Genomic DNA, 25,094 nt, shown 5'->3' on the forward strand with positions numbered 1-25,094 from the left:
CCTGCGCTAACCGGCCGGCAAACGGACTACTCGTTGAGCGCTTGCAACCACTCCTTGGGCACCTCGCGTTTCAGCGCCAATTGGCATTGCTGGCTTTCCGGGTCGAAGACGATGACCGCTTCGCCTCTATCGAGGGCGCGGCGTACGCGTTGGATACGGGTATCCAGTGGTGTTTCGTCGCCGTTGTCGGTGCCGTCGCGGGTGACGAAGTCTTCGATCAGGCGGGTGAGGGTGTCGGCTTCTAGCAGGCTTGGGGGGATCAGCACGGTGTAGGTCTCCAAAACGCAGCGGCGATGCTAACGCGTGATCAGCTCTCTGGCCATGCCGGCTTGTGAGGCGTGCGGGCTTGGGGCGACCCAAGCGGATAGGTGGGCAGTGGGAACGGGGGGCAGCTTGGTACGCCGCACGGGCAGTTAGCTAGGGGAGTCCGAGGTCTGTCCCAGCAGGTAGCGATCCAGTGTGCTGTACAGCTGGGCGCTGTCCAGCGGTTTGCCGAGGAAATCGTCCATGCCGGCCTCGGCGCTGCGTCGGCGGTGTTCCTCTAGGATGTGCGCAGTCAATGCAATGATGGGGACCGCAGGCAGGTTGTGCTGATGCTCCAGACGACGGATTCGCCGGGTCGCCTCGAAGCCGTCCATTTCCGGCATTTCGCAGTCCATCAGGATCAGCTGAATCGCCATTGGGTCGCGTTGGTACTGGTTGACTGCGGCCAGCCCATTGGGCACCAGGTGCACTTGGTAACCACGCTTTTTCAGGAACCCTTGCACCACCAGTTGATTCACCGCGTTGTCTTCGGCGACCAGAATACAGGGGGCGCCGCCGTCGCTGCGTGCGGCCTGCGGCAGGCTGCGTACTTCGCTGCGGCGCTCCTCATACAGCTCGTTCAGGGTTGTGCGTAGCGCGGTAACCGCGAAGGGCTGGGCAAGGCTTAGCAAGCGCAGGCTGTCGTTGGGTAGCAGTTGCTGACACTGCGCTGCTGGGCACAACAGCAACACCCGTTGGCCGTGTTGCAGCTGCGGCTGTAGCGACTCCAGCCAGTGACTGGCACTGCCCGGCCAGGGCGCCATCAGCACCAGCAGCGGCGGTGTGGCGAAGTCCTGCAGATAACCGTGCAGGCGCTCCGGGTTTTGGCAGCGCTCGGTGCGCATGCCCCAACGCCCGAGTAAGTGGCCCATGGCATCCAGCCCGAGGCCGTCGAGCGAGGCGAGCAGCGCAGGGCGGCCATTGAGCAGTTGCTTCAATGGGTCGGGCTCGGCTTCTTCGCTGGAGAGGGGCAGGTCGAAGGCGAAGCGCGTGCCCTGGCCTGGCCTGCTATGTACTTCGATGTGGCCGCCCATCATCTCCACCAGTTCCTTGCTGATCGCCAGGCCGAGACCGCTGCCGCCATAGCGCCGGGTGGTGCTGGAGTCGCCCTGGGCAAAGGATTCGAACAGTTGCGCCAGGGCCTGCTTGGTAATGCCGATGCCGCTGTCGCGGACGCTGAACAGCAGGTGTGGATTGCCCTGCGAATCGCTGCGCCGGCTGACATTTATCGTCACGTGGCCTTCCATGGTGAATTTCAGCGCGTTACTAAGCAGATTCATCAATATCTGTTTGAGCCGCGTCGGGTCGCCCCGCACGCTGCGCGGCACACCGCCCTCCAGGCTGATATAGAGGCGCAGATGCCTGTCCAGGGCCTGTCCGGTGAACAGGCTGAGGATGTCGGAGATCAGTTGTTCCAGATCGAAATCAATATGTTCCAGGTTGAGCTTGCCGGATTCGATCCGTGCGTAGTCGAGGATGTCATTGATCACGGCCATCAGCGAATTTCCCGAGCTGGAAATGGTGTCGAGGTAGAAACGCTGGCCGCGATCCAGTGGGGTTTCCTGCAGTAATTGCAGGGTGCCCAGCACGCCATTAAGCGGGGTGCGAATCTCATGGCTCATCTTGGCCAGGAAGCGGCTCTTGGCCTGATTCTCGACTTCTGCCTGCTCGGCGGCGCGGCGCGACTGGAAGCCTTCCTCCTTAAGCGTATTGATGCGATCGGCCAGACCGATAGACAGGGTGATCAACTCGAACGTCACGCCGATCTTCACCACAGTGGCGCCATACCAGCCGAACAGTTCGATGCCCAACGAGCCTGTGGTGGCGATGATGAACGAGACGAGCAGGATGCCCCAGGCCAGGGTGTAGTAGGAGCCATAGCGCAGGCCTTGACGCCAGACATAGGCGCCACCAAGCAGCAACACAAGGGATGATGCCAGCACTGTCAGACTGGCGAGGATATTCCAGGCGTGCAGGCCGATCAGTGGTACTGAAACCATGCAGCCGGCGATCACCAGCATGAACAGGCGCAGGCTGAGGTCGAGGCGCGGAAAGTGCTGACGGGTATGCAGGAAGTGGCGGCTGAACTGGGTGGCGCTAAAGCAGTGCAGGTACATCAGGATATAGATGCTCACCGACTGCAAGCCGACGTGGTCCGGCAACAGCTTGAACAGCATGCCGTCAAAGCTGGCGGCGAACAGGCCGATATTCAGGTTGTACACCAGGTACCAGAAGTAGGCCGGCTCGCGCAGCGAGAGAAACAGGAACAGGTTGTAGCAGAACATCGCAAACAGCACGCCGTAGAAGGCGCCAGTGACGCCCATGAGGTCTTCCTGGGCAGCGGCGCTGGCGTGGTAGGTGCTGAAAAATAGCGGCAGGAAGATGGTGCTGGTGCTGTCGACGCGAATCAGCAGGGTGGTGTTGCCCGGTGCCAGGTTGAGGGGGAACCAGAAGTTGCGTACCTGTACCGGTCGATGGGAGAAGGCGTAGCGGTCGCCGCTTTGCTGTAGCTGCCAATGGCCGTCGGCTGCTACCGAATGGACTTGCAGGTCGTCGAGCAGCGGGTAATTGACTTCCAGGTAACCGCCCAGATCGTGTCCGAGGCTATTATTCAGGCGGACCTTGAACCACCAGACCGAAGTGTTCTTACCGAGGTTGGCATGCTCGCCGCGCACCGGCGTGAAGCGTTCATCGCTAATGGCGGCGACTTGCTCGACGGACAGTCTGCCCTTGGGATCTTCCAGATAGCCCATGGAGGACCCGAGCGATATACGCAACTCTTCTTTATCCAGGGCCACAGGCGACAAGGCCCAGGCCGGAGCGGAGAGCCAGAGCAACAGCAGGGCCAAGCATATACGCGGCATCCGCGAATCCCATTGTTATTATTCGGACGCTAGCGGCCTGGGTGCGAGGTCAATTAGTCAATTTCGGCGTCCGTGGCGCTGAACATGAGCTGCAATGGGTCATAACCCGCCATGACTCGTTGCAGTTTCAGGTCTAAGCACCTCAGTCATCCTGACTCGCTGTAATTCTCGGGCAGGTCACGCCACGCCTTGTATCCATGTTAGTCACTGTGCCCGGATGTGCATGGCCCTTCAAGCGTTGGGCTCTCGATGGCTGCCGAGTAAGCTGTCGACCGTAGGTACGCGCGTCTCGCTTTCCATCTGTGCGTCGTGTTCGATCTGGTGGCTGAAGCGCTCCAGCGAGCCTTGCGCGGGTTGTGCATCGCTGGCGAACACCGGCGGGCTGAGCAGGTAGGCACTGAGCAGGCGGGTCAGTGCGGTCAGGCTGTCGATATGGGTGCGCTCATAACCATGGGTGCCATCGCAGCCGAAGGCCAGCAGGGCGGTCCGGATATCGTGGCCGGCGGTGACCGCCGATTGCGCGTCACTGTGGTAGTAGCGGAACAGGTCACGACGCGCCGGAATGTCGCCCTCACTCGCCAGGCGCAGCAAGTGCCGTGACAGGTGATAGTCGTAAGGGCCACCGGAGTCCTGCATGGCCACGCTGACGCAGTGTTCGCTGGAGTGTTGGCCCGGCGCCACTGGGGCAATGTCGATGCCGACGAACTCGCTGACATCCCAGGGCAGGGCGGCCGCGGCGCCGGAGCCGACTTCCTCGGTGATGGTGAAGAGGGGGTGGCAATCGATTTCCGGTTCTATGCCGCTTTCGCGGATCATTTTCAGCGAGGTCAGCAGCGCCGCCACGCCGGCCTTGTCATCCAGGTGGCGGGCACTGATGTGGCCGCTTTCGGTGAACTCCGGCAGGGGGTCGAAGGCCACGAAGTCGCCAATGGCGATGCCCAGCGTTTCGCAATCGGCACGGGTGCTGCAGTAGGCGTCGAGGCGCAGCTCGATGTGGTCCCAACTGATCGGCAGCTCGTCCACCTGAGTGTTGAAGGCATGCCCGGACGCCAGCAGCGGCAGCACGCTGCCACGCAGTACGCCGTGGTCGGTAAACAGGCTGACGCGGCTGCCCTCGGCGAAGCGGCTGGACCAGCAACCCACCGCAGCCAAGGTCACGCGGCCGTTGTCCTTGATCTCACGGACGCTGGCGCCGATGGTGTCGAGGTGCGCGGAAATGGCGCGGTCGGGACTGCTCTGGCGACCCTTGAGGGTGGCACGGATGGTGCCGCGGCGAGTCAGTTCGAAGGGGATGCCGAGCTCCTCCAGGCGTTCTGCGACGTAGCGTACGATGGTGTCGGTGAAGCCGGTCGGGCTGGGGATGGCGAGCATCTCCAGCAGTACTTTCTGCAGGTAGTCGAGATCGGGTTCGGGGAGTTGCGGCATAGAGGGCTCCTTGTGGACGGTAGGATTGAGCGTTTAGGTGCCAGCCAAAACCGGGTGGGCTGAAGCCCACCCTACAAATAGCATCGGCGCAACCCGTAGCCCGGATGCAATCCGGGGAATCGCGGTCCCGGATTGCGCCAAGGCTTATCCAGGCTACGGGGCTGCGACTGGATATCGCCAGCAAGCTGGCTCCTACAGCGGTGGTGATACAGTCAGCCGACCACCTGGCTCAGCGGAAAAAGCAAGTCGATAAAGCGTTCAGCCGTCGGTTGGGGTTCATGGTTGGCCAGGCCGGCACGCTCGTTGGCCTCGATAAACACGTGTTCGGGACGATCCGCCGCCGGTACCAGCAGGTCGAGACCGACCACCGGGATGTCCAGCGCCCGCGCCGCTTTGACCGCGGCATCGGCCAGTACCGGGTGGAGCATCTCGGTGACGTCCTCCAGGCTGCCGCCGGTGTGCAGGTTGGCGGTCTTGCGCACCGCGAGGTGCTGCCCCTGCGGCAGGATGCTGTCGTAATCGAGTCCGGCGGCATGCAGGGTGCGCAGGGTTTCCGCGTCCTTGGGAATGCGGCTTTCGCCGCCGGTGGCCGCTTGCCGGCGGCGGCTTTGCGCGTCGATCAGGTCGCCGATGCTATGCCGGCCATCGCCGATCACCTCGGCCGGACGGCGGATGGCGGCGGCGACCACCTCGAAGCCAATCACCAGGATGCGCAGGTCGTGTCCTTCGTGAAAGCTTTCGAGCAGGACCCGGCTGTCGAACGGTTTGGCGCGCTCGATGGCGTCCTGCACCTCGGCTGGAGTGTGCAGGTCGACGGCCACGCCCTGACCCTGTTCACCGTCCACCGGCTTGACCACCACCTGGCCATGTTCGGCGAGGAAGGCGGCGTTCTCTGCGGCGCTGCCGGCCAGCTGCTGCGCCGGCACGCTCAGGCCGGCGCGGACCAGGGCGCGATGGGTCAGGCGTTTGTCCTGACACAGGGTCATGCTCACGGCGCTGGTCAGGTCGGTCAGCGATTCGCGGCAGCGAATGCGTCGGCCGCCGTTGCTCAAGGTGAACAGCCCGGCGTCAGCATCGTCGACATGCACTTCGATGCCACGGCGCAAGGCCTCGTCGACGATGATTCGCGCATAGGGGTTGAGCTCGGCTTGCGGGCCGGGGCCGAGGAACAGGGTCTGGTTGATGCCGTTCTTGCGTTTGATGCTGAAGGTTTGCAGCTCGCGAAAGCCCAGCTTGGAATAGAGCCCCTTGGCTTGACGGTTGTCGTGCAGCACCGAGAGGTCGAGGTAACTCAGGCCGCGGCTCATGAAGTGCTCGATCAGGTGGCGCACCAACACCTCACCGACGCCTGGGCGGCTGCACTGCGGGTCGACCGCCAGGCACCACAGGCTGCTGCCATTTTCTGGGTCACGGTAGGCTTTCTGGTGATTGAGGCCCATCACGCTGCCGATCACCGCGCCGCTGTCTTCATCTTCAGCCAGCCAATAGGTGGGGCCGCCTTTATGGCGCGGAGTCAGCTTGGCCGGGTCGATCGGCAGCATGCCGCGCATTTGGTACAGGCAGTTGATCGCCTGCCAGTCCGCAGCGTTTTGCGCGCGGCGGATGCGGTAGCCGCGAAAGCCGCGGCGCGCCGGACGGTAGTCGCTGAACCACAGGCGCAGGGTGTCCGAGGGGTCGAGAAACAGCTGTTGTGGCGCTTGCGCCAGCACCTGTTGGGGCGCTGCGACGTACAGGGCGATATCGCGCTCGCCGGGCTGTTCGGTCAGCAGCTCCTGAGCCAGTACCGCAGCGTCAGGGAAGGTGTGGCCGATCAGCAAGCGGCCCCAACCGCAATGCACCGCCAAGGGCTGACAGAGCTCTGCGTCGCGATCTTCGGCGAAACGCGCCTGCAGGCGTTCATAAGAGGGGGGCTGGCCGCGCAGCAGGCGTTGATTGAAGGCATTGGCGCGCATGGGTGTGCTTCCTTAGCGTTCAGCTGCGCCCGGACAGTGCCCGGGCGCGTGAATGTAGTCGTGATATCCCCGGACTCGGTCCGGGCTGCGACCCTGGTCGAACAATTGCTTAGGCCGTAGGATGGATTAGCGGAGCGTAATCCGTCGTTCACTCGCGGCATTTCGCGGTAAACGGTGGAAGCCCCTGCGGGGATTCCACCCTACAGTGTTACAGGCCTTGCTCACTGAGCCACAGGTTGAGCGCCGCCATTTGCCACAGCTTGGATCCGCGCAGCGGTGTCAGTTGGCCGTGTGGGTCGGTCAACAAGCGGTCGAGCATGGCCGGGTTGAACAGGCCGCGGTCCTGGCTCGGGTCGACTAGCAGGTCGCGTACCCAACCCAGCGTCGCGCCTTCCAGGTGCTTGAGGCCGGGCACGGGGAAGTAACCTTTGGGCCGGTCGATCACCTCGCTGGGGATGACCTTACGCGCGGCCTCCTTGAGCACGTGCTTGCCGCCGTCTGGCAGCTTGAAGCGCCCGGGAATCCGCGCCGACAGCTCGGCCAGGCGGTAATCGAGGAACGGTGTGCGCGCCTCCAGGCCCCAGGCCATGGTCATGTTGTCGACGCGTTTGACCGGGTCGTCGACCAGCATCACCGTGCTGTCCAGGCGTAGCGCCTTGTCCACTGCGGCTATGGCGCCAGGCTGAGCGAAGTGCTGACGGACGAAATCGCCGGCATGGTCGTTGGTCAGCCATTCGGGCTGTACGCACTCGGCGTATTCGTCGTGCTCGCGGTCGAAGAAGGCCTTGCGGTAAGCGCTGAAGGCATCCTCGGCACCGTCCACCAGTGGGTACCAGTGATAACCGGCAAACAGCTCGTCGGCGCCCTGGCCGCTCTGCACCACCTTGCAGTGCTTGGCCACTTCCCGCGAGAGCAGGTAGAAGGCGATGCAGTCGTGGCTGACCATCGGTTCGCTCATGGCGCGGAAGGCCGCCGGCAGCTGTTCGAGAATCTCGTGCTCGCCGATGCGCAGCTGATGGTGCTGGGTGTTGAAGCGCTCGGCGATCAGGTCGGAGTACTGGAACTCGTCACCGCGTTCGCCGCCGGCATCCTGGAAGCCGATGGAGAAGGTCGAGAGGTTTTCCACTCCGGCTTCACGCAGCAGGCCGACCAGCATGCTCGAGTCGACACCGCCGGACAGCAGCACACCGACATCCACCGCCGCGCGCTGACGAATCGACACCGCCTCGCGCATGCCATCGAGCACCTTGTCGCGCCATTCATCCAGGCCAAAGGAGATTTCATCGCGCTGCGGGCCGTAGTCGAGCTGCCACCAGCTCTGCTGCTCGCAGTTGCCCTGGGCGTCGAAGCGCATCCAGCTGGCCGGTGGCAGTTTTTCGACGCCAGCCAGGATGGTGCGGGGTGCCGGTACTACGGCATGGAAGTTCAGGTAATGGTTCAGCGCGATCGGGTCCAGCGCCTTGCTGATGTCGCCGCCTTGCAGCAGTGCCGGCAGGCTGGAGGCGAAGCGCAGGCGTTGGCCGGTGCGCGACAGGTACAGCGGCTTGACGCCGAGGCGGTCGCGGGCAATGAACAGTTGCTGCGTGTCGCGCTCCCACACCGCGAAGGCGAACATGCCGTTGAGCTTCGGCAGCAAGTCGGTGCCCCAGGCGTGGTAGCCCTTGAGCAGCACCTCGGTATCGCCGCCGGAGAAGAAGCGGTAGCCGAGGGCTTCCAGCTCGCTGCGCAGTTCCGGGTAATTGTAGATGGCGCCGTTGAACACCATGGACAGGCCGAGATCGCTGTCGATCATCGGCTGGCCGGACGCTTCGGCGAGATCCATGATCTTCAGCCGACGGTGGCCGAGGGCAACTGGCCCCTGACTGTGGAAGCCATGCGCGTCTGGACCGCGCGGGGCTAAATGATGGGTGATCCGCTCGACTGCAGCCAGGTCGGCCGGTCGTTGATCAAAGCGTAGTTCTCCAGCTATTCCGCACATAGGGTTCCTTACCGGTGTTGCCGTTGGGGAGTGGTCCGGGCTTGCCGAACCGTGTACATGTGAACAAAAAAATGCTTTCATGTCAAAGTTAAATAGTTACTGTGTATAGGCTTATGGACAATAAAATAGTTTCTACTGAAATAGATTTGTCATCTGTCATCGCATTTGAAATGCCACTGTTTCAGGCCATGCGGCGACTGCAGCAAGCTGGGGAAGTACATGCCAAGCGCCTGAGCCGCTTCGGCGGGCTGACCCCCATGCAGTTGATGATCTTGCGCGTGCTGGCCGGCGAGGCGCGGCTGACCGCGAGCGACCTCAGTGGTCGGGTCAGCCTGACGGCCGCGACCCTGTCGGGAATGCTCGACCGTCTGGAGGAGCGTGGGCTGCTGCAGCGCCAGCGTGACGATAAGGATCGCCGCCGCCACTGGTTGCTACTCAGCGATGCCGGGCGCGAGCTGATGCAGCAGGCGCCAACCTTGCTGCCGCCGGAATTTCGTCAGCACTTTGCCAGCCTGAGCGATTGGGAGCGGCACAGCCTGACCGCCGCGCTGTTGCGCGCGGCGGAACTGTGCGGTGAAGTCGAGTAGTTTTATTTCTGCCCGCAGGCGCGGTTGGCCGGCACGGCGATGTCCATCAGTTTCGGGTCGGGCAGTTTCAGCTCCGCCATCAGCGCGGCATAGGCACGGGCGTTGGTAACTTGCAGGCGTGGGTTGTGCGCTGCTTCTTCGGCGATGCTCGAACGGGTCCAGCCGTGATAGTCATGGGCCGGCCACACCTCGGTGTCGCCGGGCAGTCCCAGTAAGCGTTGCAGGCTGGCCCATTGCTCGCGGGCGTCGCCGTTCTGCAAGTCGGTGCGGCCAGTGCCGCGGATCAGCAGGGTGTCGCCGCTGAACAGTTTGATCGGCCGGCCATTTGCCGCGGGTAGCAGAAAGCAGTAGGAGTCATCCGTATGGCCCGGGGTGAACCAAACCGTCAGGACGTAATTGCCGAATGGCAGGTGATCGCCGTCGGTGAAGACAAAGCTGGCGCAGGTGCTGGCGCTCTGCTCGCCAAGGCCGCTGCGGCAACCGGTTGCGCTGCGCAGATCACCCAGCGCGGTGATGTGATCGGCATGGGTGTGGGTGTCCAGGGCCAGAGTCAGGCGCAGATTGAGTTCGCCGAGCAGGCGCAGGTAATCGGCCTGTTTATCCTTGACCGGATCAATCAGTACGGCTTCGCCTGCATCTGCCAGCAGGTAGGTGTAGGTCGAGCTGGTGCTATCGAATAACTGTCGAAAGAGCATTTCAGGCACCTCCAAAGCGCTTCTGGCTGGTCAGTTGGAGTCTGATTAGGACCAGCGGGGCGAATCAGGGTTGCAGCCAATGATCGCCCGAAATTGAGCCAGATTGTTGCCGAGCAAGACGCCTAATGCGCCGCCAGCACTCAGGCCGGTGAGCCGTTGCGGCGAAAGGTGCGCGTGCTGAAGATGGCGCGCCACCGCCAGCAACACCGGCATGGCGGTGGCCATACCGGCGAGTTGGGCCATTGAGATGAACCATAGCAAAGTCAGTGTGCTGAAAAACCTACCGCGTTGCCTGTCAGCCTTGATCAGCCGATGCCCGGGGCGGGGTGCAAAGGCTTGCTCGGCAGCGGGTCCTCAGCCGTTGCGGATCAGCTTGCGCAGGGCAAAACGATTGGGGTGGCAGGCTTCGGCCACCTCGCGCGGCAATGGCAGTGGCTCGTCATTCAGCCAGGCGGCGATCAACTCGCCGGACAGCGGTGCGCTGATCAGCCCGCGCGAGCCGTGACCGCTGTTGACATACAGGCCGTCGAGCCAGGGGCAGGGGGTGTCCGGCACTTGCCGGGCATCCTTGCCGAGTACCGCGTAGGCCAGATCGAAGGGTTCGCGATCGGCCAGGGGGCCGACGATCGGCAGGTAGTCCGGGCTGGTGCAGCGAAAGGCCGCTCGACCTTCGAGCTGCTCCGGGTTGTAGTGGCTGCTGCGCAAACGCTCGGCCAGGTCACTGGAGATTTCCTCGAGTAGTCCCAGGTTGCTTGCGTGTTCGGCGCTATTGACGCGCAGGTCGTCGCTGTTGAAGTCGAAGCTGGCGCCCAGTGTGTGCTCGCCTTGACGGGCCGGGGCGATGTAGCCTTCGGCGCAGACTACGGTGCCCAGCACCGCGCTCCGTGGGGTGGCGGGCAGGCAGCTGATCTGGCCGCGAATGCGCTTGAGCGGCAACTCGGCGCTGTAAGGGAAGCGCTTGATCTCGGCGGCGCCGGCCAGCACCGCCACTGGCGCTGCGGCCAGCAGTTGCTCGCCGTTCCAGGCCTGCCAGTCTGCGCCTTCACGGCGCAACTCGAGGGCTTCTTGGTGCAGCAGCAAGTGGATATTGGCGTGTTGGCTGAGCAGGCGGCACAGCGCCGGTGGGTGCACCCAGCCGGCTTGCGGGTAGAACAGGCCGCCGGCCGGTAGCGCGACATGGGCGATGCGCTCGGCGGCGGCTCGATCGAGCGACATCAGTAAGTCGTCGGCAAAGGCGCTGTTCAGTTGTGCCTGACGCTTGGCTTCCTTGTCGTCGAAGGCCAGTTGCAGCACGCCGCAATTGTCCCAGTCGCTGCCTTTTTGCAGGCGTTCGAGCAGCCGGCGGGTGTGGCCGAAACCGCTGACGATCAGGCGCGACAGCGTCGTGCCGTGGGCCGAGAGCTTGAGGTAGAGCGCGCCTTGCGGGTTGCCCGAGGCTTCCGCCGCGATAGCGCCGTGACGCTCCAGCAGGCTGACCTGCCAGCCGCGGGCGGCCAGACTGGCGGCCGTCGCGCAACCGGCCAGGCCGGCCCCTATGACCAGGGCGTGGCGCGCGACTGGTTGGAACGTCGGACGGGCGAACCAGGGTTTTCCGGGAGGTGGCGGTTCGCCGATGAACTGGCCCTTGAGCACTTCCCACTTCTTGCCCAGACCGGGCGTGCGCTTGACCTGGAAACCGGCCTGTTTGAGGCCGCGGCGCACCACGCCAGCGCTGCTGAAGGTGCCGAAGCTGGCGCCGGGGGTGGACAGCCGGGCCAGCTCGGCAAACAGCTCGGGCGTCCACAGGTCCGGGTTCTTCGCCGGGGCGAAGCCATCGAGAAACCAGGCATCGATGCGCGCATCCAGCTGCGGCAGCAGTTCCAGGGCATCGCCGATCAGCAGGGTCAGGCTGATGCGTCCACCGGCAAATAACAGCCGTTGAAAACCCGGATGCACCGCGACGTATTGCTCCCGCAGGGCCTGGGCAAAAGGCGCCAGCTCGGGCCACAAGGCCAGGGCGCGTTGCAGGTCGTGCTGGCCCAACGGGTATTTCTCCACGCTGACGAAATGCAGTCGGGCGCCAGCAGGCGCTTGCTGCTCGAACAGCTGCCAGGCGCAGAGAAAGTTCAGCCCCGTGCCGAAGCCGGTTTCGCCAATCAGCAACTGCCCGCCTGCGCTCAGGGCAGCGAAGCGCGCGGGCAGATCGTTGTTGGCGAGAAATACATAGCGGCTTTCTTCCAGGCCATTGTCGGAGGAGAAGTACACGTCGTCGTACAGTCGCGATAACGGCTGGCCGTGGGCATTCCAGTCGAGTTGGGCCTGTTGCGTGCCGGGAAGGTCGGGCGGGGTGGCGGGCATGTTGGTTACCGAGTTGAGCAGGCGCGCATTCTAGCCGATTGCCGGGTGGCTATCGCGCGGCGGGCGCGGACAAAGGCGTGGCCGATCCGCTAGGCTGGCAGCAGACTATTCAGGGAGCTGCGCATGTTCGAATCCGCCGAGCTGGGCCATAGCATCGATAAAGCCACGTTCGAGGCCGCCGTGCCGGCGCTACGCGAGGCGTTGCTGGAGGCCCAGTACGAGTTGCAGCAACAGGGACGCTTTGCGCTGCTTATCCTGATCAGCGGCATCGAAGGTGCGGGCAAGGGCGAGACGGTCAAGCTGCTCAACGAGTGGATGGACCCGCGGCTGATTCAGGTCAGCACCTTCGACCAGCAGGGCGACGAGGAGTTGGCGCGTCCGCCGGCCTGGCGCTACTGGCGGCAATTGCCAGCCAAGGGGCGCATCGGGGTTTTCTTCGGCAATTGGTACAGCCAGATGATTCAGGGGCGGGTGCGTGGACGCTTGAAGAAGGCCGCTCTGGATCAAGCGATCGATGGTGCCTTGGGCTTGGAACAGATGCTCTGCGACGAGGGCACGCTGATCTTCAAGTTCTGGTTCCATCTGTCCAAGGCGCAGATGAAGGCGCGTCTCAAGGCGCTGCAGGATGATCCGCTGCACAGTTGGCGCCTCAGCCCGCTGGACTGGCGTCAGTCGAAAACCTACGACAAGTTCGTGCGGGTCGGCGAGCGCGTGCTGCGCCGAACCAATCGAGATTATGCACCCTGGTATGTGGTCGAAGGGGTGGACGAGTACTACCGTAGCCTGACGGTCGGGCGCATTCTCCTCGAAGGTCTGCGGGCGGCGTTGAAAGCGAAGAACCGACCGTTGGCGCAGCCGCATGCCGCGCCGCTGACCGCCAACCTGGATGAGCGGGGTCTGCTCGACAGCCTGGACATGGGGCAGTCATTGGCCAAGGCGGAGTATCAGCAGCAGCTGGCCAGCGAGCAGGCGCGCTTCTCCAGACTGATGCGTGACAGACGCATGCGGCGTCACGCCTTGGTGGCGGTGTTCGAAGGCAATGATGCAGCGGGTAAAGGCGGCGCCATTCGCCGTGTGGCGGCGGCGCTCGACCCGCGTCAATACCGTATCGTGCCGGTGGCCGCGCCGACCGAGGAAGAACGTGCACAGCCCTATTTGTGGCGTTTCTGGCGGCATATTCCGGCGCGCGGCAGCTTCACCGTATTCGATCGCTCCTGGTACGGGCGGGTGCTGGTCGAGCGTGTCGAGGGATTTTGCGGTGTGGCCGACTGGATGCGCGCCTACGACGAAATCAACGATTTCGAGGAGCAGCTGACCGATGCCGGGGTGGTGCTGGTGAAGTTCTGGCTGGCGATCGATCAGGACACCCAGTTGCAGCGCTTCAAACAGCGCGAAGCAATTCCCTTCAAGCGGTTCAAGATCACCGAGGACGATTGGCGCAACCGCGAGAAATGGCCGCTCTACCGCGACGCGGTGGGCGATATGGTCGACCGTACCAGCAGTGAAATCGCCCCCTGGACCTTGGTCGAGGCCAACGACAAACGCTTCGCCCGGGTCAAAGTGCTGCGCACGATCAACGCTGCGCTGGAGGCGGCGTTTGCCAAGGATTGAGGTGACTGCACTAGTGTGCTGCCTCAGAAATAACGATCAGTTCCGCTGGGTTAGACGCGTGCGCGGTGGTCCGCTCAAGCAGCCGGATCTGGCGCGGCGTAACCCAGCATTGGCAGCGCGATTACCGACGCCGTGCTGGGTTACTCGGCGTTCGGAAAATGTATCGCCTGTACCTCGGTGGCATGCGCCGCTAACCCAGCCTACGAGTTTGCTGCGCTTGCCTGCCAACCACTACTTTGTTTCAGGCTAATCCGTGAAGAACCTTTATTTAGAGACGGCACCCTAGGGTCTGTTGCCGTTTCATTGCGAATGAAACGGTAACAGACCCTAGGCAGGGTAGGCGTGCTTGAGGCCCAGGCGGTACCGAAATATTCGGCATTCGAGAGCTGTAGTGAATGTGCATCCAGAGAGATGCGCCGCTAAACCCAGTCTTGGGGGGGCTGGATTGCCAGGATGGCTGCGCATACGGCTGGTGAATGATCGTCGCCGCCTTAGATTGTCCGGTTTTATGCTCTTGGTCTGTTCAACATCAAACAATGAGGTGCCTCATGCGTGAAGTGGTGATAGTCGAAAGCGTACGGACTGGCTTGGCCAAATCTTTTCGCGGCAAGTTCAATCAGACTCGCCCAGACGATATGGCAGCCCACTGCGTGAATGAGTTGCTGGCGCGCACCGGCGTGGATCCGGCGCTGGTTGACGATTGCATCGTCGGTGCCGGCTCCAACGAGGGCGCCCAGGGCATGAATATCGGCCGCAATGTGGCGGTGCTCTCCGGGCTGGGCACTCAGGTGGCCGGCATGACCCTCAACCGCTTCTGCTCCTCGGGGTTGCAGGCCATCGCCATCGCCGCCAACCAGGTGGCCTCGGGTTGCAGTGAGATCATCGTCGCCGGTGGCGTCGAGTCGATCACCATGACCATGAAGAGCATGAACACCGACCACCTGTTCAACCCGATCCTGCAGCGCGACGTACCGGGCATCTACTACCCTATGGGGCAGACTGCCGAGATCGTCGCCCGCCGTTACAACGTCAGTCGCGAGGCCCAGGATGCCTATGCCCTGCAGAGCCAGCAGCGCACCGCGCAGGCTCAGGCCGCTGGTCTGTTCGACGATGAAATCGTGCCGATGCAGGTCAAATACCTGGTCGAAGACAAGGCCACTGGCGAGAAGCAGATCGTCGACGGCGTGGTTGATCGCGACGATTGCAATCGCCCCGACACCACCCTGGAGAGCCTGACCGCACTCAAACCGGTATTCGCCGAAGATGGCTCGGTGACCGCCGGCAATGCCTCGCAACTCTCCGACGGCGCCTCGATGACCCTGGTAATGAGCCTGGAGAAAGCCATCGAACTGGGGCTCAAGCCCAAAGCCTTCTTCCGCGGCTTCGTCGTCGCCGGTTGCGAGCCGGACGAGATGGGCATCGGCCCGGTGTTTTCCGTGCCTAAGCTGCTCAAGGCCAAGGGCCTGAGCGTTGCCGACATCGACCTGTGGGAGCTCAATGAGGCTTTCGCTTCGCAGTGCCTGTATGCCCGCGACCGCCTGGAAATCGACAATGCCAAGTACAACGTCAACGGCGGCTCGATTTCGATCGGTCACCCGTTTGGCATGACCGGCTCGCGCCAGGTCGGTCACCTGGTGCGCGAACTGCAACGGCGCAACCTGCGTTACGGTATCGTCACCATGTGCGTGGGCGGTGGTATGGGTGCTACAGGCTTGTTCGAGGCCGTGCGTTAACTGCGGCTCCCCCCCATAAAAAAACCGCGCTTCGAGCGCGGTTTTTTTATGGGAATGCTGCAACTAAAATGATCGGCTCTCGATGATGTCGCTGGCCTGATTCATGCGACGAACATAGAAGGCAATCTCCCGTTCGGCATCGACCCGGGTGAAGTAGGGACCTTCGAGGGTGCCTTCACGGGTGGCAAAAAAGTATTGGCCATTGACCGTACTGACCCGCTCGCTGCGGTAGTGCGTGCCGGGGGTTGGATCGATGGTGCGCTGACCAAACATGGCGAAACCTCACGCATTAAGCTCAATGGCTTTAGTCTAGCTCCTCTGTTCTCGAGTGTTGGGGTTGGCGACAAATGGCCGATTTTACCGCTCTTAACGGTTGTTTTCCGTATTTTTACTGAATTTTGGCGTCATTCGCCTGGCGGATTGATGCGTGTCGACAGTACAGTTTTCGCCCGCAACTCAGTCGAACTGTGACTGTGTAGTTTCTCGAGGCGAACCTAAAATGCCGTTTTACGGTGTCAGCTCGCTGTCTTTCAGGCTTTGGCTGCTGCCGTGCATTCGAGGCTGTCATGCATATCTCTTCTGGACGTTGGCTCTACGGCATGCTCCTGGCGTTGCTTACCGCGGTGCTCTGGGGTGTATTACCGATCAAACTCAAGCAAGTGTTGCAGGTGATGGATCCGGTCACCGTGACCTGGTATCGCCTGCTGGTGTCGGGCTCGATTCTGCTGGCCTATCTGGCCGCGAGCCGGCGTTTGCCGCGTTTTCGACCGCTGGGCAGGAAGGGCGGCTGGTTGCTGGCGTTGGCGATTGCCGGGCTGAGCGGCAACTACGTGCTGTATCTGGTCGGCTTGAACCTGCTCAGCCCAGGGACTACCCAGTTGGTGATTCAGGTTGCGCCGATCTTGCTGTTGATTAGTAGCCTGTTCGTCTTCCGTGAGCGCTTCAGTCTGGGCCAGGGCATGGGTTTGCTGGTGCTGGTGACGGGTTTCGTGCTGTTTTTCAATCAGCGGCTGGGCGAGTTGCTGACTTCACTGAGCCAATACACCGCCGGGGTGCTGACGGTATTGCTGGCGGCCTTCGTTTGGACCTTCTATGGCTTGGCGCAAAAGCAGCTGTTGACGGTGTGGAATTCCCTGCAGGTGATGATGGTGATCTACCTGGCCTGTGCCTTGCTGCTGACACCCTGGGCGTTGCCGCAACAAGTGCTGCAACTGAGCCCGTTGCAGGCCTGGCTATTGCTGGCCTGTTGCCTGAATACCCTGGTCGCCTATGGCGCTTTCGCCGAGGCACTGGCGCACTGGGAGGCCTCGCGGGTCAGTGCAACCCTGGCGATTACCCCGTTGGTTACCTTTGCCTCGGTGGCGCTGGCGGCTAGCTGGTGGCCGGACTATGTGCTGCCCGAGCAGATCAACGGCATCGCGTACGGCGGCGCGGTAATGGTGGTGCTGGGTTCGGCGTTGACGGCACTCGGTCCGTCGTTGATGGCGCGCTTGCGTGCGCGCCGCGCGCGTTTGGCCGCGCAGCTGTAGTTGGCTCGAGCCCGCGTAGCCCGGATGAAGTCCGGGAAGATTGTTCATCGCTCCCGGATTTCATCCGGGCTACGGGATGAACAACCTACTGAGAGATCACTGCTAGCCGAGGCCGGCTAGCTCGGCCTGGCGTCGCCGCTCCGTCAGGCGCGGCTGCCGAGTGTTTCGGCCCGGCGTAACCAGCTCTGCCGCTGCGCCTCGGAGGAGGGCCGCACCGGCGCGAACTCGGCTAAGTGGCGGGTTTTGATGCCGCTGAAGCCTAATATGCTGCGGGTCATCTGCCGATGTGCCGGTGCGCCGTAAATCCAGCGGAAGTACCAGGGCGGCGTGTCTAGGGTCACCAGTAAATCGGCGGTGCGCCCACTCAGCAGCCTGTTCTGCGGCTGCGAACGACCGTGGTGTTTGAAGGCGAAGCCCGGCAGGAAAATACGATCGAAGAAGCCCTTGAGCAGGGCCGGCAAGCCGCCCCACCAGACTGGATAAACGAACACCAGGTGCTCGGCCCAGTGAATCTGCCGCTGCGCCTCGAGCAAGTCCGCTTCCAGCTGTTGGCTCTGCTCGTAACCGTAGCGCAACACCGGGTCGAAGCGCAGTTCGCCCAGCTTCAGGTGGCGCACCACATGCCCCTCGTTACGCGCGCCTTGGGCGTAGGCTTCGTAGAGGGCGTGGCAGAGGCTGGTGCTTTTCGGTGTGCCCAGAATCATCAAGATGCGTTTGCCGTCACCTTCCAGTGGGGTAGCGCCGCTCTTGTTCGCTTCAGTCATGCTGGCCGGCCTCGAGCATGGATTCCGGGCGCACCCAGGCGTCGAACTGTTCTGCACTGAGGTAGCCCAGCTGTAATGCGGCTTCGCGCAGGGTACTGCCGTCGCGATACGCCTGCTTGGCGATTTCCGCGGCTTTGTCGTAGCCGATGTGCGGGTTCAGCGCGGTCACCAGCATCAGGCCGCGTTCCAGGTGCGCGGCCATTTGCCTGGCGTCTGGCTCCAGGCCAGCGATGCAGTGGCGCTGGAAATTGCGACAGCCGTCGGCGAGCAGGCGAATCGATTGCAGCAGGTTGTGGATGATCACCGGCTTGTACACGTTCAGTTGCAGGTGTCCCTGGCTGGCGGCGAAGCCGATGGCGACATCGTTAGCCAGTACCTGGCATGCCAGCATCGACAGGGCTTCGCATTGGGTCGGATTGACCTTGCCCGGCATGATCGAGCTGCCCGGTTCGTTGGCCGGCAACCTGACCTCGGCAAACCCGGCACGCGGGCCGGAACCGAGCAGGCGTAGATCGTTGGCCATTTTCATCAGGGCCACGGCAAGGGTCTTCAGGGCGCCAGAGAGGCTGGTCAGCGGCTCATGCCCGGCCAGGGCGGCGAACTTGTTGGGCGCACTGACCAGTTGCAGGCCGCTCAATGCCGCCAATTCGGCGGCCATGGCTTCGCCGAAGCCTGGCGGCGAGTTGAGTCCGGTGCCGACTGCGGTGCCGCCCTGAGCCAGTTCGCACACCGCCGGCAGGGTGGCGCGTATTGCGCGCTCGGCATAGTCGATCTGTGCGATGAAGGCCGAAAGCTCCTGGCCGAAGGTGATGGGCGTGGCATCCATCAAGTGCGTGCGTCCGGTCTTCACCAGCTGGCTGTGGCGTGCGGCCTGTTCGGCCAATCCGCCGGACAGCTCGGCGATGGCCGGCAACAGATCCTGCTGCACGGCGCTGACTGCGGCGATATGCATGGCGGTGGGAAAGCTATCGTTGGAACTTTGCGCACGGTTGACGTGATCGTTCGGGTGCACCGGGCTCTTGCCGCCGCGGGCACCACCGGCCAGCTCGTTGGCGCGGCCGGCGATTACTTCATTGACGTTCATGTTGCTCTGGGTGCCACTGCCGGTCTGCCACACCACCAGGGGGAATTGATCATCGTGCCGGCCGGCGAGTATCTCGTCGGCGGCCTGCTCGATCAGCCGGGCGATGTCCTGTGGCAGGTCGCCGATACGGTTATTCACGCGTGCCGCAGCCTTCTTGATCAGCGCCAGGGCGTGCAGTACGGCCAGTGGCATGCGCTCTTCGCCGATGGCGAAGTTGATCAGCGAACGTTGGGTTTGCGCGCCCCAGTAGGCAAGTTCAGGGACTTCGACTGGGCCGAGGCTGTCGGTTTCGGTGCGGTTCATAAACGCTCTCCGGTGACGGTCTAGCAAGTTTAGGCCGCTGCTACCGGCCTTGGGTTCCCCAGTGGCCTGCGCGACTCGTTCAGTTAGTCACTTTCGGCGTCTGCGGCCCTGATACATCCTTACTGCTCCTCACCATAGCGCGCTATGACTCGTCGTAGCGCCTTGCCTTAGCGTCACAGTGATCCGAACTCGAATTAACCAACTAAGCGTAGAGGCCATCAGCCGTTCGGTTTCAACGCTTACCAGCGGGTGTGGGTTGCACCGAGCCAGCCGACCGCTGCATCCACCGGCACGCGCTCGCCAAGTGGGCCGCGGAGTACGCCGTGAAAATGGCCGAACAACTGCCGGGTGTCGGCGTAGAACGGCCCCAGACGTCGGCAGGCATGATGCTGCTGGCGCGGGGTGAAGGTCAGGGCGACGCGTTCATCGTCGGTGCTCAACTGCCACGGAGCCAGCGGGTTACCTGGGGTTGGCTGAATATGCACCGGGGTGTTCAGGTGCAGCAGTTCACCACCAAACCACAGGGCATTCTCCGAGAGGCCGCTGTGGTCGGTCCAACCTGAGCCGAAGTTGCCGGCAATGCCACCCGATGCGGCGAACGCGGCGCGCGTCCAGTGGCTGCGCAGCGGCCAGACGCCGCGACCAAAATCCATGGCAGCAAAGCTTTGTCCGGGTACGCACGCATAGTGCCGGCCTCCCAGCTGCAGGCTGCCGCTGGTGGGCAGGCCTAGCTGTCGGCAGGTGGCGTGAAAGCTGTGCTTGCCGAGTGGTGCGACCAGATTGACCGAGTCGAGATGGGCAGGACGCTGGATATCCAGCGCCACGTGCAGTGGCTGCCCGCCGATGTCCGGCGCGGAGACTGTCACGCGCAGGCGGCCCGGGTATTCGGCAAAACTCAGTTGCAGGCGTGGATGCTCGAATTCATGGCTGTGTTGCGGTTGGTCCGGCAGTTGTTTGCCGCGTGCAATCGCTCGCGCCTGGCTATGCGCGACTGCCTGGCCGCTTTGCAGGTCGAGAAAGTAGGCGGAGCCGTAGCTGAGGTAATCGAAATCCGCCTGGGTCAGCGACAACATCCATTGCGGGGTGGTAATGCACCAATGGTTCCAGCGTTTGCGTCGGCCTAAGTGACCGGGAATTGCACAGTTGATACGAGGACGAGGCGACCAACCGATGGCCTGCGGGTTGAGGCGACCATGGGCATCGCACAGCGCTATCGATGCGGGGGGCTGCGGCTGAGTGAGGCTGTTCATCTGACACGTCCATGTGTGTACTGCTGGCAGCGTAGCTGGGTGCCGGCAAAAGAGCATAAAACCGAGTGATGGCGCAGAGCATGCACGGGCATTCATGGCCAGGGCAAGTACTGGCATTTTGGCCTGGGTACAGGCCGTGCGCCAGTCAACGGTTCTGCGGTGATGGCGAGTATTGCGGCGAGTACTTGAGTGGTAGAGGGGCTAGGGCACAAAATGACGCCCTTTAGGGTCTAACCAGCCTCGTGCCATTCGCTTAGGAGTACCCGATGCCCCGTCTATCTGCCCTCTGTGCCAGCTTACTGTTGGCCTGCAGCAGCGCCCAGGTACTGGCCGATGCCAGCAGCCATGCGGCCGATGCCGAGCGTTTCTTGCAGTTGGCGCGCGCCGACAAGCTGGCCGTGCCGGTATATGCCCAGGTGCAGCAGATGTTTGCCCAGCGTTTTGCCGAGAGCCAGGCAGCGGAAAATCAGCAGGCGCTGTTGGAAACCTATCAGGCCAAGGCCAATGCGGCGCTGGATCAGGCCGTCGGCTGGGACAAACTCAAACCGGACATGGTCAAGCTCTATACCAGTAATTTCAATGAGCAGGAGCTCAAGGAACTGATCGACTTCTATCAGTCGCCACTGGGCCAGAAAGTCCTGCAGAAAATGCCGACCCTGACTGCGCAAGCCGCGCAACTGACCCAGGGCAAACTGCAAGCGGCCGTGCCTAAAGTGAACAAGATGCTGGCGGATATGACTGCCGAGCTGGAACCGAAAAAGCCGTAAACGGAGCAACGAATGTCGAAACTCGCACAACTCCAGGCGGCTTTTGCCGCGCTGGAACCCCAGCACCTCGAGGTGCTGGACGAAAGCCATATGCACAGCCGTGGCCTGGAAACCCACTACAAGGCGGTCATCGTCAGCCCGCAGTTCAGCGGTCTGAATGCCGTTAAGCGGCATCAGAAGGTGTATGCCGCGCTGGGTGAACTGATGAGTCAGTTACATGCCTTGGCCTTGCACACCTACACGCCCGAGGAATGGCTGGCGCAGGGCGCAGTACCGGATTCGCCGACCTGCCGTGGCGGCAGTAAGGACTGAGGCGAGCGCGTCTGCCGACTGACGGATGCGGCAATCCAGCGCTACACCTTGACCGCCAACAAACGTAAACTGTGCGACGCGCCGGCCCTCGCCGGCGCCCTGATTTTATGTACCCAGTCCGCCCTTTACGTGGGCGACTACTGAAGGACAATCCCCATGACCGACAAAATCGTCGTAGCGGCGCTGTACAAATTCGTCTCCTTGCCCGACTTCGAGGCGCTGCGTGAACCGCTGCTCGACGCAATGCTGAAGCATGGCATCAAGGGCACGCTGTTGCTCGCCGAAGAGGGCATCAATGGCACCGTCTCCGGTAGCCGCGCCGGCATCGATGGCCTGCTGGACTGGTTCAGGCTCGACCCGCGCCTGGCCGATGTCGATCACAAGGAATCCTATTGTGACGAGCAGCCGTTCTACCGCACCAAGGTCAAACTGAAGAAAGAGATCGTCACCCTGGGCGTTCCCGGCGTAGACCCCAATCAGCAGGTGGGCCGCTATGTCGAGGCAAAGGACTGGAACGCGCTGATCAGCGACCCCGAGGTGTTGTTGATCGACACGCGCAACGATTATGAAGTGTCGATCGGTACCTTCGAAGGTGCGCTCGATCCCAAGACCAAGTCGTTCCGCGAGTTTCCCGAGTACATTCAGGCCAACTTCGACCCGAGCAAGCACAAGAAAGTGGCGATGTTCTGCACCGGCGGTATCCGTTGCGAGAAGGCCTCCAGCTTTATGCTCGGCCAGGGCTTCGAAGAGGTGTTCCACCTCAAGGGCGGCATCCTCAAGTATCTGGAAGAAGTCCCGCAGGAACACAGCAAGTGGCAGGGCGACTGTTTTGTCTTCGACAACCGGGTCACCGTGCGCCACGACCTGTCCGAGGGCGATTACGATCAGTGTCACGCCTGTCGCACGCCGATCTCCGTGGAAGATCGCCAGTCCGAGCATTACGCGCCCGGCATCAGTTGCGCGCATTGCTGGGATTCGTTGCCGGAGAAGACCCGCGCCGGTGCGCGTGAACGGCAGAAGCAGATCGAGCTGGCGCTGGCGCGCAAGCAGCCCCATCCGCTCGGTTATAACCCGCGTCAGGTCAACGAGGATTAAGCCATGCAGGCCCGCTTGCTCTATGTGATGGACCCGATGTGTTCCTGGTGCTGGGGCTTCGCTCCGGTCATCGAGTCTCTCGCTGAGCAGGCGGCCGCCGCCGGTGTGCCCCTGCAGCTGGTGGTCGGCGGCCTGCGCCGTGATCGCATCGCCATCGACGCGGCCGCGCGGGTGCGTTACCTGGGTTACTGGCAGGCGGTGAATGCCAGTACCGGCCAGTTGTTCAACTTCGCCGATGGCCTGCCCGAAGGCTTGGTCTACGACACCGAGCCGGCCTGCCGCGCACTGGTCACCGCCCGTGAACTCGCCCCGGACCTCGCCTGGCCATTGACTCGGCTGATCCAGCAGGCGTTCTACACCGAAGGTGTCGATGTGACCCAGGCTGGAGTGCTGGTGCAGTTGGCCGAGCAGGCGGGAATTCCTCGTATCGAATTCGCCGAGGCCTTCGACAGTCCGGCCATGCATGCGGCTACGGCGGCCGATTTCACCTGGGTGCAGGATCTCGGCATCGCCGGCTTCCCGACCCTGTTGGCCGAGCGCGAGGGGCAGCTGGCCCTGCTGACCAATGGCTACCAGCCACTAGAGACCCTGGCACCCCTGCTGGGGCGCTGGCTGGAGCGAGCAACGCATGGCTGACCGGCTGAGCTGGGCGGAGATTCGCCGCCTGGCCTTGCATCACAAGAAGGCCTTGCTGCTGGCCAACGGCGTGGCGGTACTGGCCACCCTCAGCAGCGTGCCGATTCCGTTGTTGCTACCGCTGCTGGTCGATGAAGTGTTGCTGGGGGACGGCAACGCGGCGTTGCAGGTGATGGATCGCTTCCTGCCAGCCGGCTGGGAAACGGCCGCCGGGTATATCGGCCTGATGCTGTTGCTGACCCTGTTGCTGCGCGGCTCGGCGTTGATCTTCAACGTGCTGCAGGCACGTCAGTTTGCGCGCCTGTCCAAGGACATCGTCTACCGCATCCGCATGCGCCTGATCGAACGCCTCAAGCGCATTTCCCTCGGCGAGTATGAAAGCCTCGGGGGCGGCGCCGTGACCACGCATTTAGTCACCGACCTGGACACCCTGGACAAGTTTGTCGGTGAGACCCTCAGTCGCTTTCTGGTGGCGGTGCTGACCCTGGCCGGTACCTCGGCGATCCTGCTGTGGATGCATTGGCAGCTGGCCCTGTTGATCCTGTTATTCAACCCCTTGGTGATCTACGCCTCGGTGCAATTGGGCAAGCGGGTCAAACACCTGAAGAAGCTGGAAAACGACAGCACCTCGCGCTTCACCCAGGCCTTGACCGAAACCCTGGAGGCCATTCAGGAGATCCGCGCCAGCAATCGCCAGGGTTATTTCCTCGGCCGCCTCGGCGGGCGCGCCCAGGAGGTGCGCGACAACGCGGTGGCCTCGCAGTGGAAGAGCGATGCTGCGAACCGCGCCAGTGGCCTGTTGTTTCAGTTCGGTATCGACGTGTTCCGCGCCGCGGCCATGCTCACTGTGCTGTTCTCCGACCTGTCGATCGGCCAGATGCTCGCGGTGTTCAGCTACCTGTGGTTCATGATCGGCCCGGTGGAGCAGTTGCTCAGCCTGCAATACGCCTTCTATGCGGCGGGCGGGGCGCTGCAGCGGATCAACGAACTGCTGGCGCGCGCCGACGAGCCGCAATACCCAGGCCGTGCCGATCCCTTCACCGGGCGTGAGACCGTCGGCATCGAGGTGCAGGGGCTGACCTTTGCCTACAACGACGAACCGGTGCTGGACCAGCTCAACCTGAGCATTGGGCCGGGGGAGAAGGTGGCCATCGTCGGCGCCAGTGGCGGCGGCAAGAGCACGCTGGTGCAACTGCTGCTCGGTCTCTATACGCCGCAGGCCGGCAGTATCCGCTTTGGTGGTTACAGCCAGCAGGAGATTGGCCTGGAGACGGTGCGCGATCAGGTCGCGGTGGTGCTGCAGCATCCGGCGTTGTTCAACGATACGGTGCGCGCCAACCTGTGCATGGGCCGTGAGCGGAGTGACGAGGCCTGTTGGCGCGCCCTGGAAATCGCCCAGCTGGTTGAGACCATCCGCCTGCTGCCACAAGGACTGGACAGCATCGTCGGGCGTTCCGGCGTGCGCTTGTCCGGCGGTCAGCGCCAGCGTCTGGCCATCGCCAGAATGGTCCTGGCCGAGCCGAAGGTGGTGATCCTCGACGAGGCCACCTCGGCCCTGGATGCCGCCACCGAATATGCCCTGCACCAGGCTCTGGCCCGTTTCCTCAACGGTCGTACCACCCTGATCATCGCCCATCGCCTGAGTGCGGTGAAGCAAGCCGACCGGGTGCTGGTATTCGACGGCGGCAGCATCGCCGAAGATGGCGATCACCAACAGCTGATCGCCGTCGGCGGCCTGTATGCCAAGCTGTATGGGCATTTGCAGCATTGACGACAGGCTGTTTGATCCGCGCAGGCTGCGCGCGTAATTGGCAGGGGCCGAATCGCCGGAAAAACCTGCGCCGGTAATCGCTGCAAGCCAGACCTCTC

Annotated in this window: 21 protein-coding genes; 9 read left to right on the forward strand and 12 right to left on the reverse strand. The window is 62.8% G+C overall.

The annotated features are described in order from the left end of the window. Positions 1-26 precede the first annotated feature (26 nt). The 5 genes from FBY03_RS11880 to FBY03_RS11900 form a co-directional block, all read right to left on the reverse strand. The gene (locus FBY03_RS11880; protein WP_147172544.1) at positions 27-266 is read right to left on the reverse strand and encodes a YheU family protein; all 240 of its coding nucleotides are present in this window, start codon (positions 264-266) and stop codon (positions 27-29) included. A 147-nt stretch (positions 267-413) separates the two neighbouring features. Further along, entirely contained in the window at positions 414-3,167 is a 2,754-nt protein-coding gene (locus FBY03_RS11885) for a hybrid sensor histidine kinase/response regulator (protein WP_147172545.1), read from the reverse strand. A 231-nt stretch (positions 3,168-3,398) separates the two neighbouring features. Continuing rightward, positions 3,399-4,592: an osmoprotectant NAGGN system M42 family peptidase gene (locus FBY03_RS11890; protein ID WP_147172546.1), complete on the reverse strand. Its 1,194-nt coding sequence runs from the start codon at positions 4,590-4,592 to the stop codon at positions 3,399-3,401. Between the two features lie 212 nt (positions 4,593-4,804). Then, positions 4,805-6,544 (reverse strand): N-acetylglutaminylglutamine synthetase, encoded by a 1,740-nt coding sequence (ngg, locus tag FBY03_RS11895; RefSeq protein WP_147172547.1) that lies wholly within the window; start codon positions 6,542-6,544, stop codon positions 4,805-4,807. Between the two features lie 208 nt (positions 6,545-6,752). Then, entirely contained in the window at positions 6,753-8,522 is a 1,770-nt protein-coding gene (locus tag FBY03_RS11900) for an N-acetylglutaminylglutamine amidotransferase (RefSeq protein ID WP_147172548.1), read from the reverse strand. A 113-nt stretch (positions 8,523-8,635) separates the two neighbouring features. Between FBY03_RS11900 and FBY03_RS11905 the strand changes: the two genes are divergently transcribed. Continuing rightward, entirely contained in the window at positions 8,636-9,109 is a 474-nt protein-coding gene (locus tag FBY03_RS11905; protein WP_147172549.1) for a MarR family winged helix-turn-helix transcriptional regulator, read from the forward strand. A 2-nt stretch (positions 9,110-9,111) separates the two neighbouring features. Here FBY03_RS11905 and FBY03_RS11910 read toward each other — a convergent pair whose 3' ends face one another. The 3 genes from FBY03_RS11910 to mnmC all read right to left on the reverse strand — a co-directional run bounded on the left by FBY03_RS11910 (position 9,112) and on the right by mnmC (position 12,141). Continuing rightward, positions 9,112-9,804 (reverse strand): MBL fold metallo-hydrolase, encoded by a 693-nt coding sequence (locus FBY03_RS11910; protein ID WP_147172550.1) that lies wholly within the window; start codon positions 9,802-9,804, stop codon positions 9,112-9,114. Between the two features lie 45 nt (positions 9,805-9,849). After that, positions 9,850-10,047 carry a hypothetical protein gene (locus FBY03_RS11915; RefSeq protein WP_147172551.1) on the reverse strand — a complete coding sequence of 66 codons (198 nt, stop codon included), beginning with the start codon at positions 10,045-10,047 and terminating at the stop codon, positions 9,850-9,852. Between the two features lie 111 nt (positions 10,048-10,158). Beyond that, a complete protein-coding gene (mnmC, locus tag FBY03_RS11920) occupies positions 10,159-12,141 on the reverse strand; it encodes a bifunctional tRNA (5-methylaminomethyl-2-thiouridine)(34)-methyltransferase MnmD/FAD-dependent 5-carboxymethylaminomethyl-2-thiouridine(34) oxidoreductase MnmC (protein ID WP_147172552.1) in 1,983 nt (660 codons plus the stop codon). Positions 12,142-12,264: 123 nt separating this feature from the next. On the opposite strand from mnmC, the gene pap reads away from it, so the two are divergent. Together pap and FBY03_RS11930 are read left to right on the forward strand one after the other, a co-directional pair. Further along, entirely contained in the window at positions 12,265-13,752 is a 1,488-nt protein-coding gene (gene pap, locus FBY03_RS11925) for a polyphosphate:AMP phosphotransferase (RefSeq protein ID WP_147172553.1), read from the forward strand. A 548-nt stretch (positions 13,753-14,300) separates the two neighbouring features. Beyond that, positions 14,301-15,485: a thiolase family protein gene (locus FBY03_RS11930; protein ID WP_147172554.1), complete on the forward strand. Its 1,185-nt coding sequence runs from the start codon at positions 14,301-14,303 to the stop codon at positions 15,483-15,485. A gap of 63 nt (positions 15,486-15,548) precedes the next feature. Here FBY03_RS11930 and FBY03_RS11935 read toward each other — a convergent pair whose 3' ends face one another. Continuing rightward, positions 15,549-15,758 carry a DUF6316 family protein gene (locus tag FBY03_RS11935; RefSeq protein ID WP_147172555.1) on the reverse strand — a complete coding sequence of 70 codons (210 nt, stop codon included), beginning with the start codon at positions 15,756-15,758 and terminating at the stop codon, positions 15,549-15,551. A 293-nt stretch (positions 15,759-16,051) separates the two neighbouring features. Between FBY03_RS11935 and FBY03_RS11940 the strand changes: the two genes are divergently transcribed. Then, entirely contained in the window at positions 16,052-17,014 is a 963-nt protein-coding gene (locus tag FBY03_RS11940) for a DMT family transporter (protein WP_147172556.1), read from the forward strand. Between the two features lie 143 nt (positions 17,015-17,157). Here FBY03_RS11940 and FBY03_RS11945 read toward each other — a convergent pair whose 3' ends face one another. From FBY03_RS11945 to FBY03_RS11955, 3 genes are all read right to left on the reverse strand, one after another. Further along, positions 17,158-17,778, reverse strand: a complete 621-nt coding sequence (locus FBY03_RS11945) for an NAD(P)H-dependent oxidoreductase (protein WP_147172557.1) — start codon at positions 17,776-17,778, stop codon at positions 17,158-17,160. Beyond that, positions 17,771-19,165: a class II fumarate hydratase gene (locus FBY03_RS11950; protein ID WP_147172558.1), complete on the reverse strand. Its 1,395-nt coding sequence runs from the start codon at positions 19,163-19,165 to the stop codon at positions 17,771-17,773. The genes FBY03_RS11945 and FBY03_RS11950 overlap by 8 nt, the downstream gene beginning before the upstream one ends. 239 nt (positions 19,166-19,404) lie before the next feature. After that, the gene (locus FBY03_RS11955) at positions 19,405-20,415 is read right to left on the reverse strand and encodes a DUF2804 domain-containing protein (protein WP_147172559.1); all 1,011 of its coding nucleotides are present in this window, start codon (positions 20,413-20,415) and stop codon (positions 19,405-19,407) included. Between the two features lie 266 nt (positions 20,416-20,681). Between FBY03_RS11955 and FBY03_RS11960 the strand changes: the two genes are divergently transcribed. From FBY03_RS11960 to FBY03_RS11980, 5 genes are all read left to right on the forward strand, one after another. Then, positions 20,682-21,182, forward strand: a complete 501-nt coding sequence (locus FBY03_RS11960) for a DUF2059 domain-containing protein (protein ID WP_147172560.1) — start codon at positions 20,682-20,684, stop codon at positions 21,180-21,182. Positions 21,183-21,194: 12 nt separating this feature from the next. Next, a complete protein-coding gene (locus FBY03_RS11965; protein ID WP_147172561.1) occupies positions 21,195-21,494 on the forward strand; it encodes a BolA family transcriptional regulator in 300 nt (99 codons plus the stop codon). A gap of 156 nt (positions 21,495-21,650) precedes the next feature. Next, positions 21,651-22,589 (forward strand): rhodanese-related sulfurtransferase, encoded by a 939-nt coding sequence (locus FBY03_RS11970; protein WP_147172562.1) that lies wholly within the window; start codon positions 21,651-21,653, stop codon positions 22,587-22,589. Between the two features lie 3 nt (positions 22,590-22,592). Beyond that, positions 22,593-23,225 (forward strand): DsbA family protein, encoded by a 633-nt coding sequence (locus tag FBY03_RS11975; RefSeq protein ID WP_147172563.1) that lies wholly within the window; start codon positions 22,593-22,595, stop codon positions 23,223-23,225. After that, positions 23,218-24,996, forward strand: coding sequence for an ABC transporter ATP-binding protein (locus FBY03_RS11980; protein ID WP_147172564.1), 1,779 nt, complete (start codon positions 23,218-23,220; stop codon positions 24,994-24,996). The genes FBY03_RS11975 and FBY03_RS11980 overlap by 8 nt, the downstream gene beginning before the upstream one ends. The last annotated feature ends 98 nt before the right edge of the window (positions 24,997-25,094 follow it).

Origin of the sequence: Pseudomonas sp. SJZ079 (assembly GCF_007993865.1) — a bacterium.
Taxonomy (GTDB): domain Bacteria; phylum Pseudomonadota; class Gammaproteobacteria; order Pseudomonadales; family Pseudomonadaceae; genus Aquipseudomonas.

What these genes read in the sequence shown, in the direction of transcription:
- FBY03_RS11950 (WP_147172558.1), bottom strand. Translation starts at nt 19,165, where the DNA reads ATGAACCGCACCGAAACCGACAGCCTCGGCCCAGTCGAAGTCCCTGAA.
- FBY03_RS11960 (WP_147172560.1), top strand. Translation starts at nt 20,682, where the DNA reads ATGCCCCGTCTATCTGCCCTCTGTGCCAGCTTACTGTTGGCCTGCAGC.
- FBY03_RS11910 (WP_147172550.1), bottom strand. Translation starts at nt 9,804, where the DNA reads ATGCTCTTTCGACAGTTATTCGATAGCACCAGCTCGACCTACACCTAC.
- FBY03_RS11900 (WP_147172548.1), bottom strand. Translation starts at nt 8,522, where the DNA reads ATGTGCGGAATAGCTGGAGAACTACGCTTTGATCAACGACCGGCCGAC.
- FBY03_RS11980 (WP_147172564.1), top strand. Translation starts at nt 23,218, where the DNA reads ATGGCTGACCGGCTGAGCTGGGCGGAGATTCGCCGCCTGGCCTTGCAT.
- FBY03_RS11970 (WP_147172562.1), top strand. Translation starts at nt 21,651, where the DNA reads ATGACCGACAAAATCGTCGTAGCGGCGCTGTACAAATTCGTCTCCTTG.
- FBY03_RS11885 (WP_147172545.1), bottom strand. Translation starts at nt 3,167, where the DNA reads ATGCCGCGTATATGCTTGGCCCTGCTGTTGCTCTGGCTCTCCGCTCCG.
- mnmC (WP_147172552.1), bottom strand. Translation starts at nt 12,141, where the DNA reads ATGCCCGCCACCCCGCCCGACCTTCCCGGCACGCAACAGGCCCAACTC.
- FBY03_RS11930 (WP_147172554.1), top strand. Translation starts at nt 14,301, where the DNA reads ATGCGTGAAGTGGTGATAGTCGAAAGCGTACGGACTGGCTTGGCCAAA.
- FBY03_RS11905 (WP_147172549.1), top strand. Translation starts at nt 8,636, where the DNA reads ATGGACAATAAAATAGTTTCTACTGAAATAGATTTGTCATCTGTCATC.
- FBY03_RS11955 (WP_147172559.1), bottom strand. Translation starts at nt 20,415, where the DNA reads ATGAACAGCCTCACTCAGCCGCAGCCCCCCGCATCGATAGCGCTGTGC.
- FBY03_RS11975 (WP_147172563.1), top strand. Translation starts at nt 22,593, where the DNA reads ATGCAGGCCCGCTTGCTCTATGTGATGGACCCGATGTGTTCCTGGTGC.
- FBY03_RS11945 (WP_147172557.1), bottom strand. Translation starts at nt 17,778, where the DNA reads ATGACTGAAGCGAACAAGAGCGGCGCTACCCCACTGGAAGGTGACGGC.
- FBY03_RS11890 (WP_147172546.1), bottom strand. Translation starts at nt 4,592, where the DNA reads ATGCCGCAACTCCCCGAACCCGATCTCGACTACCTGCAGAAAGTACTG.
- pap (WP_147172553.1), top strand. Translation starts at nt 12,265, where the DNA reads ATGTTCGAATCCGCCGAGCTGGGCCATAGCATCGATAAAGCCACGTTC.
- FBY03_RS11940 (WP_147172556.1), top strand. Translation starts at nt 16,052, where the DNA reads ATGCATATCTCTTCTGGACGTTGGCTCTACGGCATGCTCCTGGCGTTG.
- FBY03_RS11935 (WP_147172555.1), bottom strand. Translation starts at nt 15,758, where the DNA reads ATGTTTGGTCAGCGCACCATCGATCCAACCCCCGGCACGCACTACCGC.
- ngg (WP_147172547.1), bottom strand. Translation starts at nt 6,544, where the DNA reads ATGCGCGCCAATGCCTTCAATCAACGCCTGCTGCGCGGCCAGCCCCCC.
- FBY03_RS11915 (WP_147172551.1), bottom strand. Translation starts at nt 10,047, where the DNA reads ATGGCCCAACTCGCCGGTATGGCCACCGCCATGCCGGTGTTGCTGGCG.
- FBY03_RS11965 (WP_147172561.1), top strand. Translation starts at nt 21,195, where the DNA reads ATGTCGAAACTCGCACAACTCCAGGCGGCTTTTGCCGCGCTGGAACCC.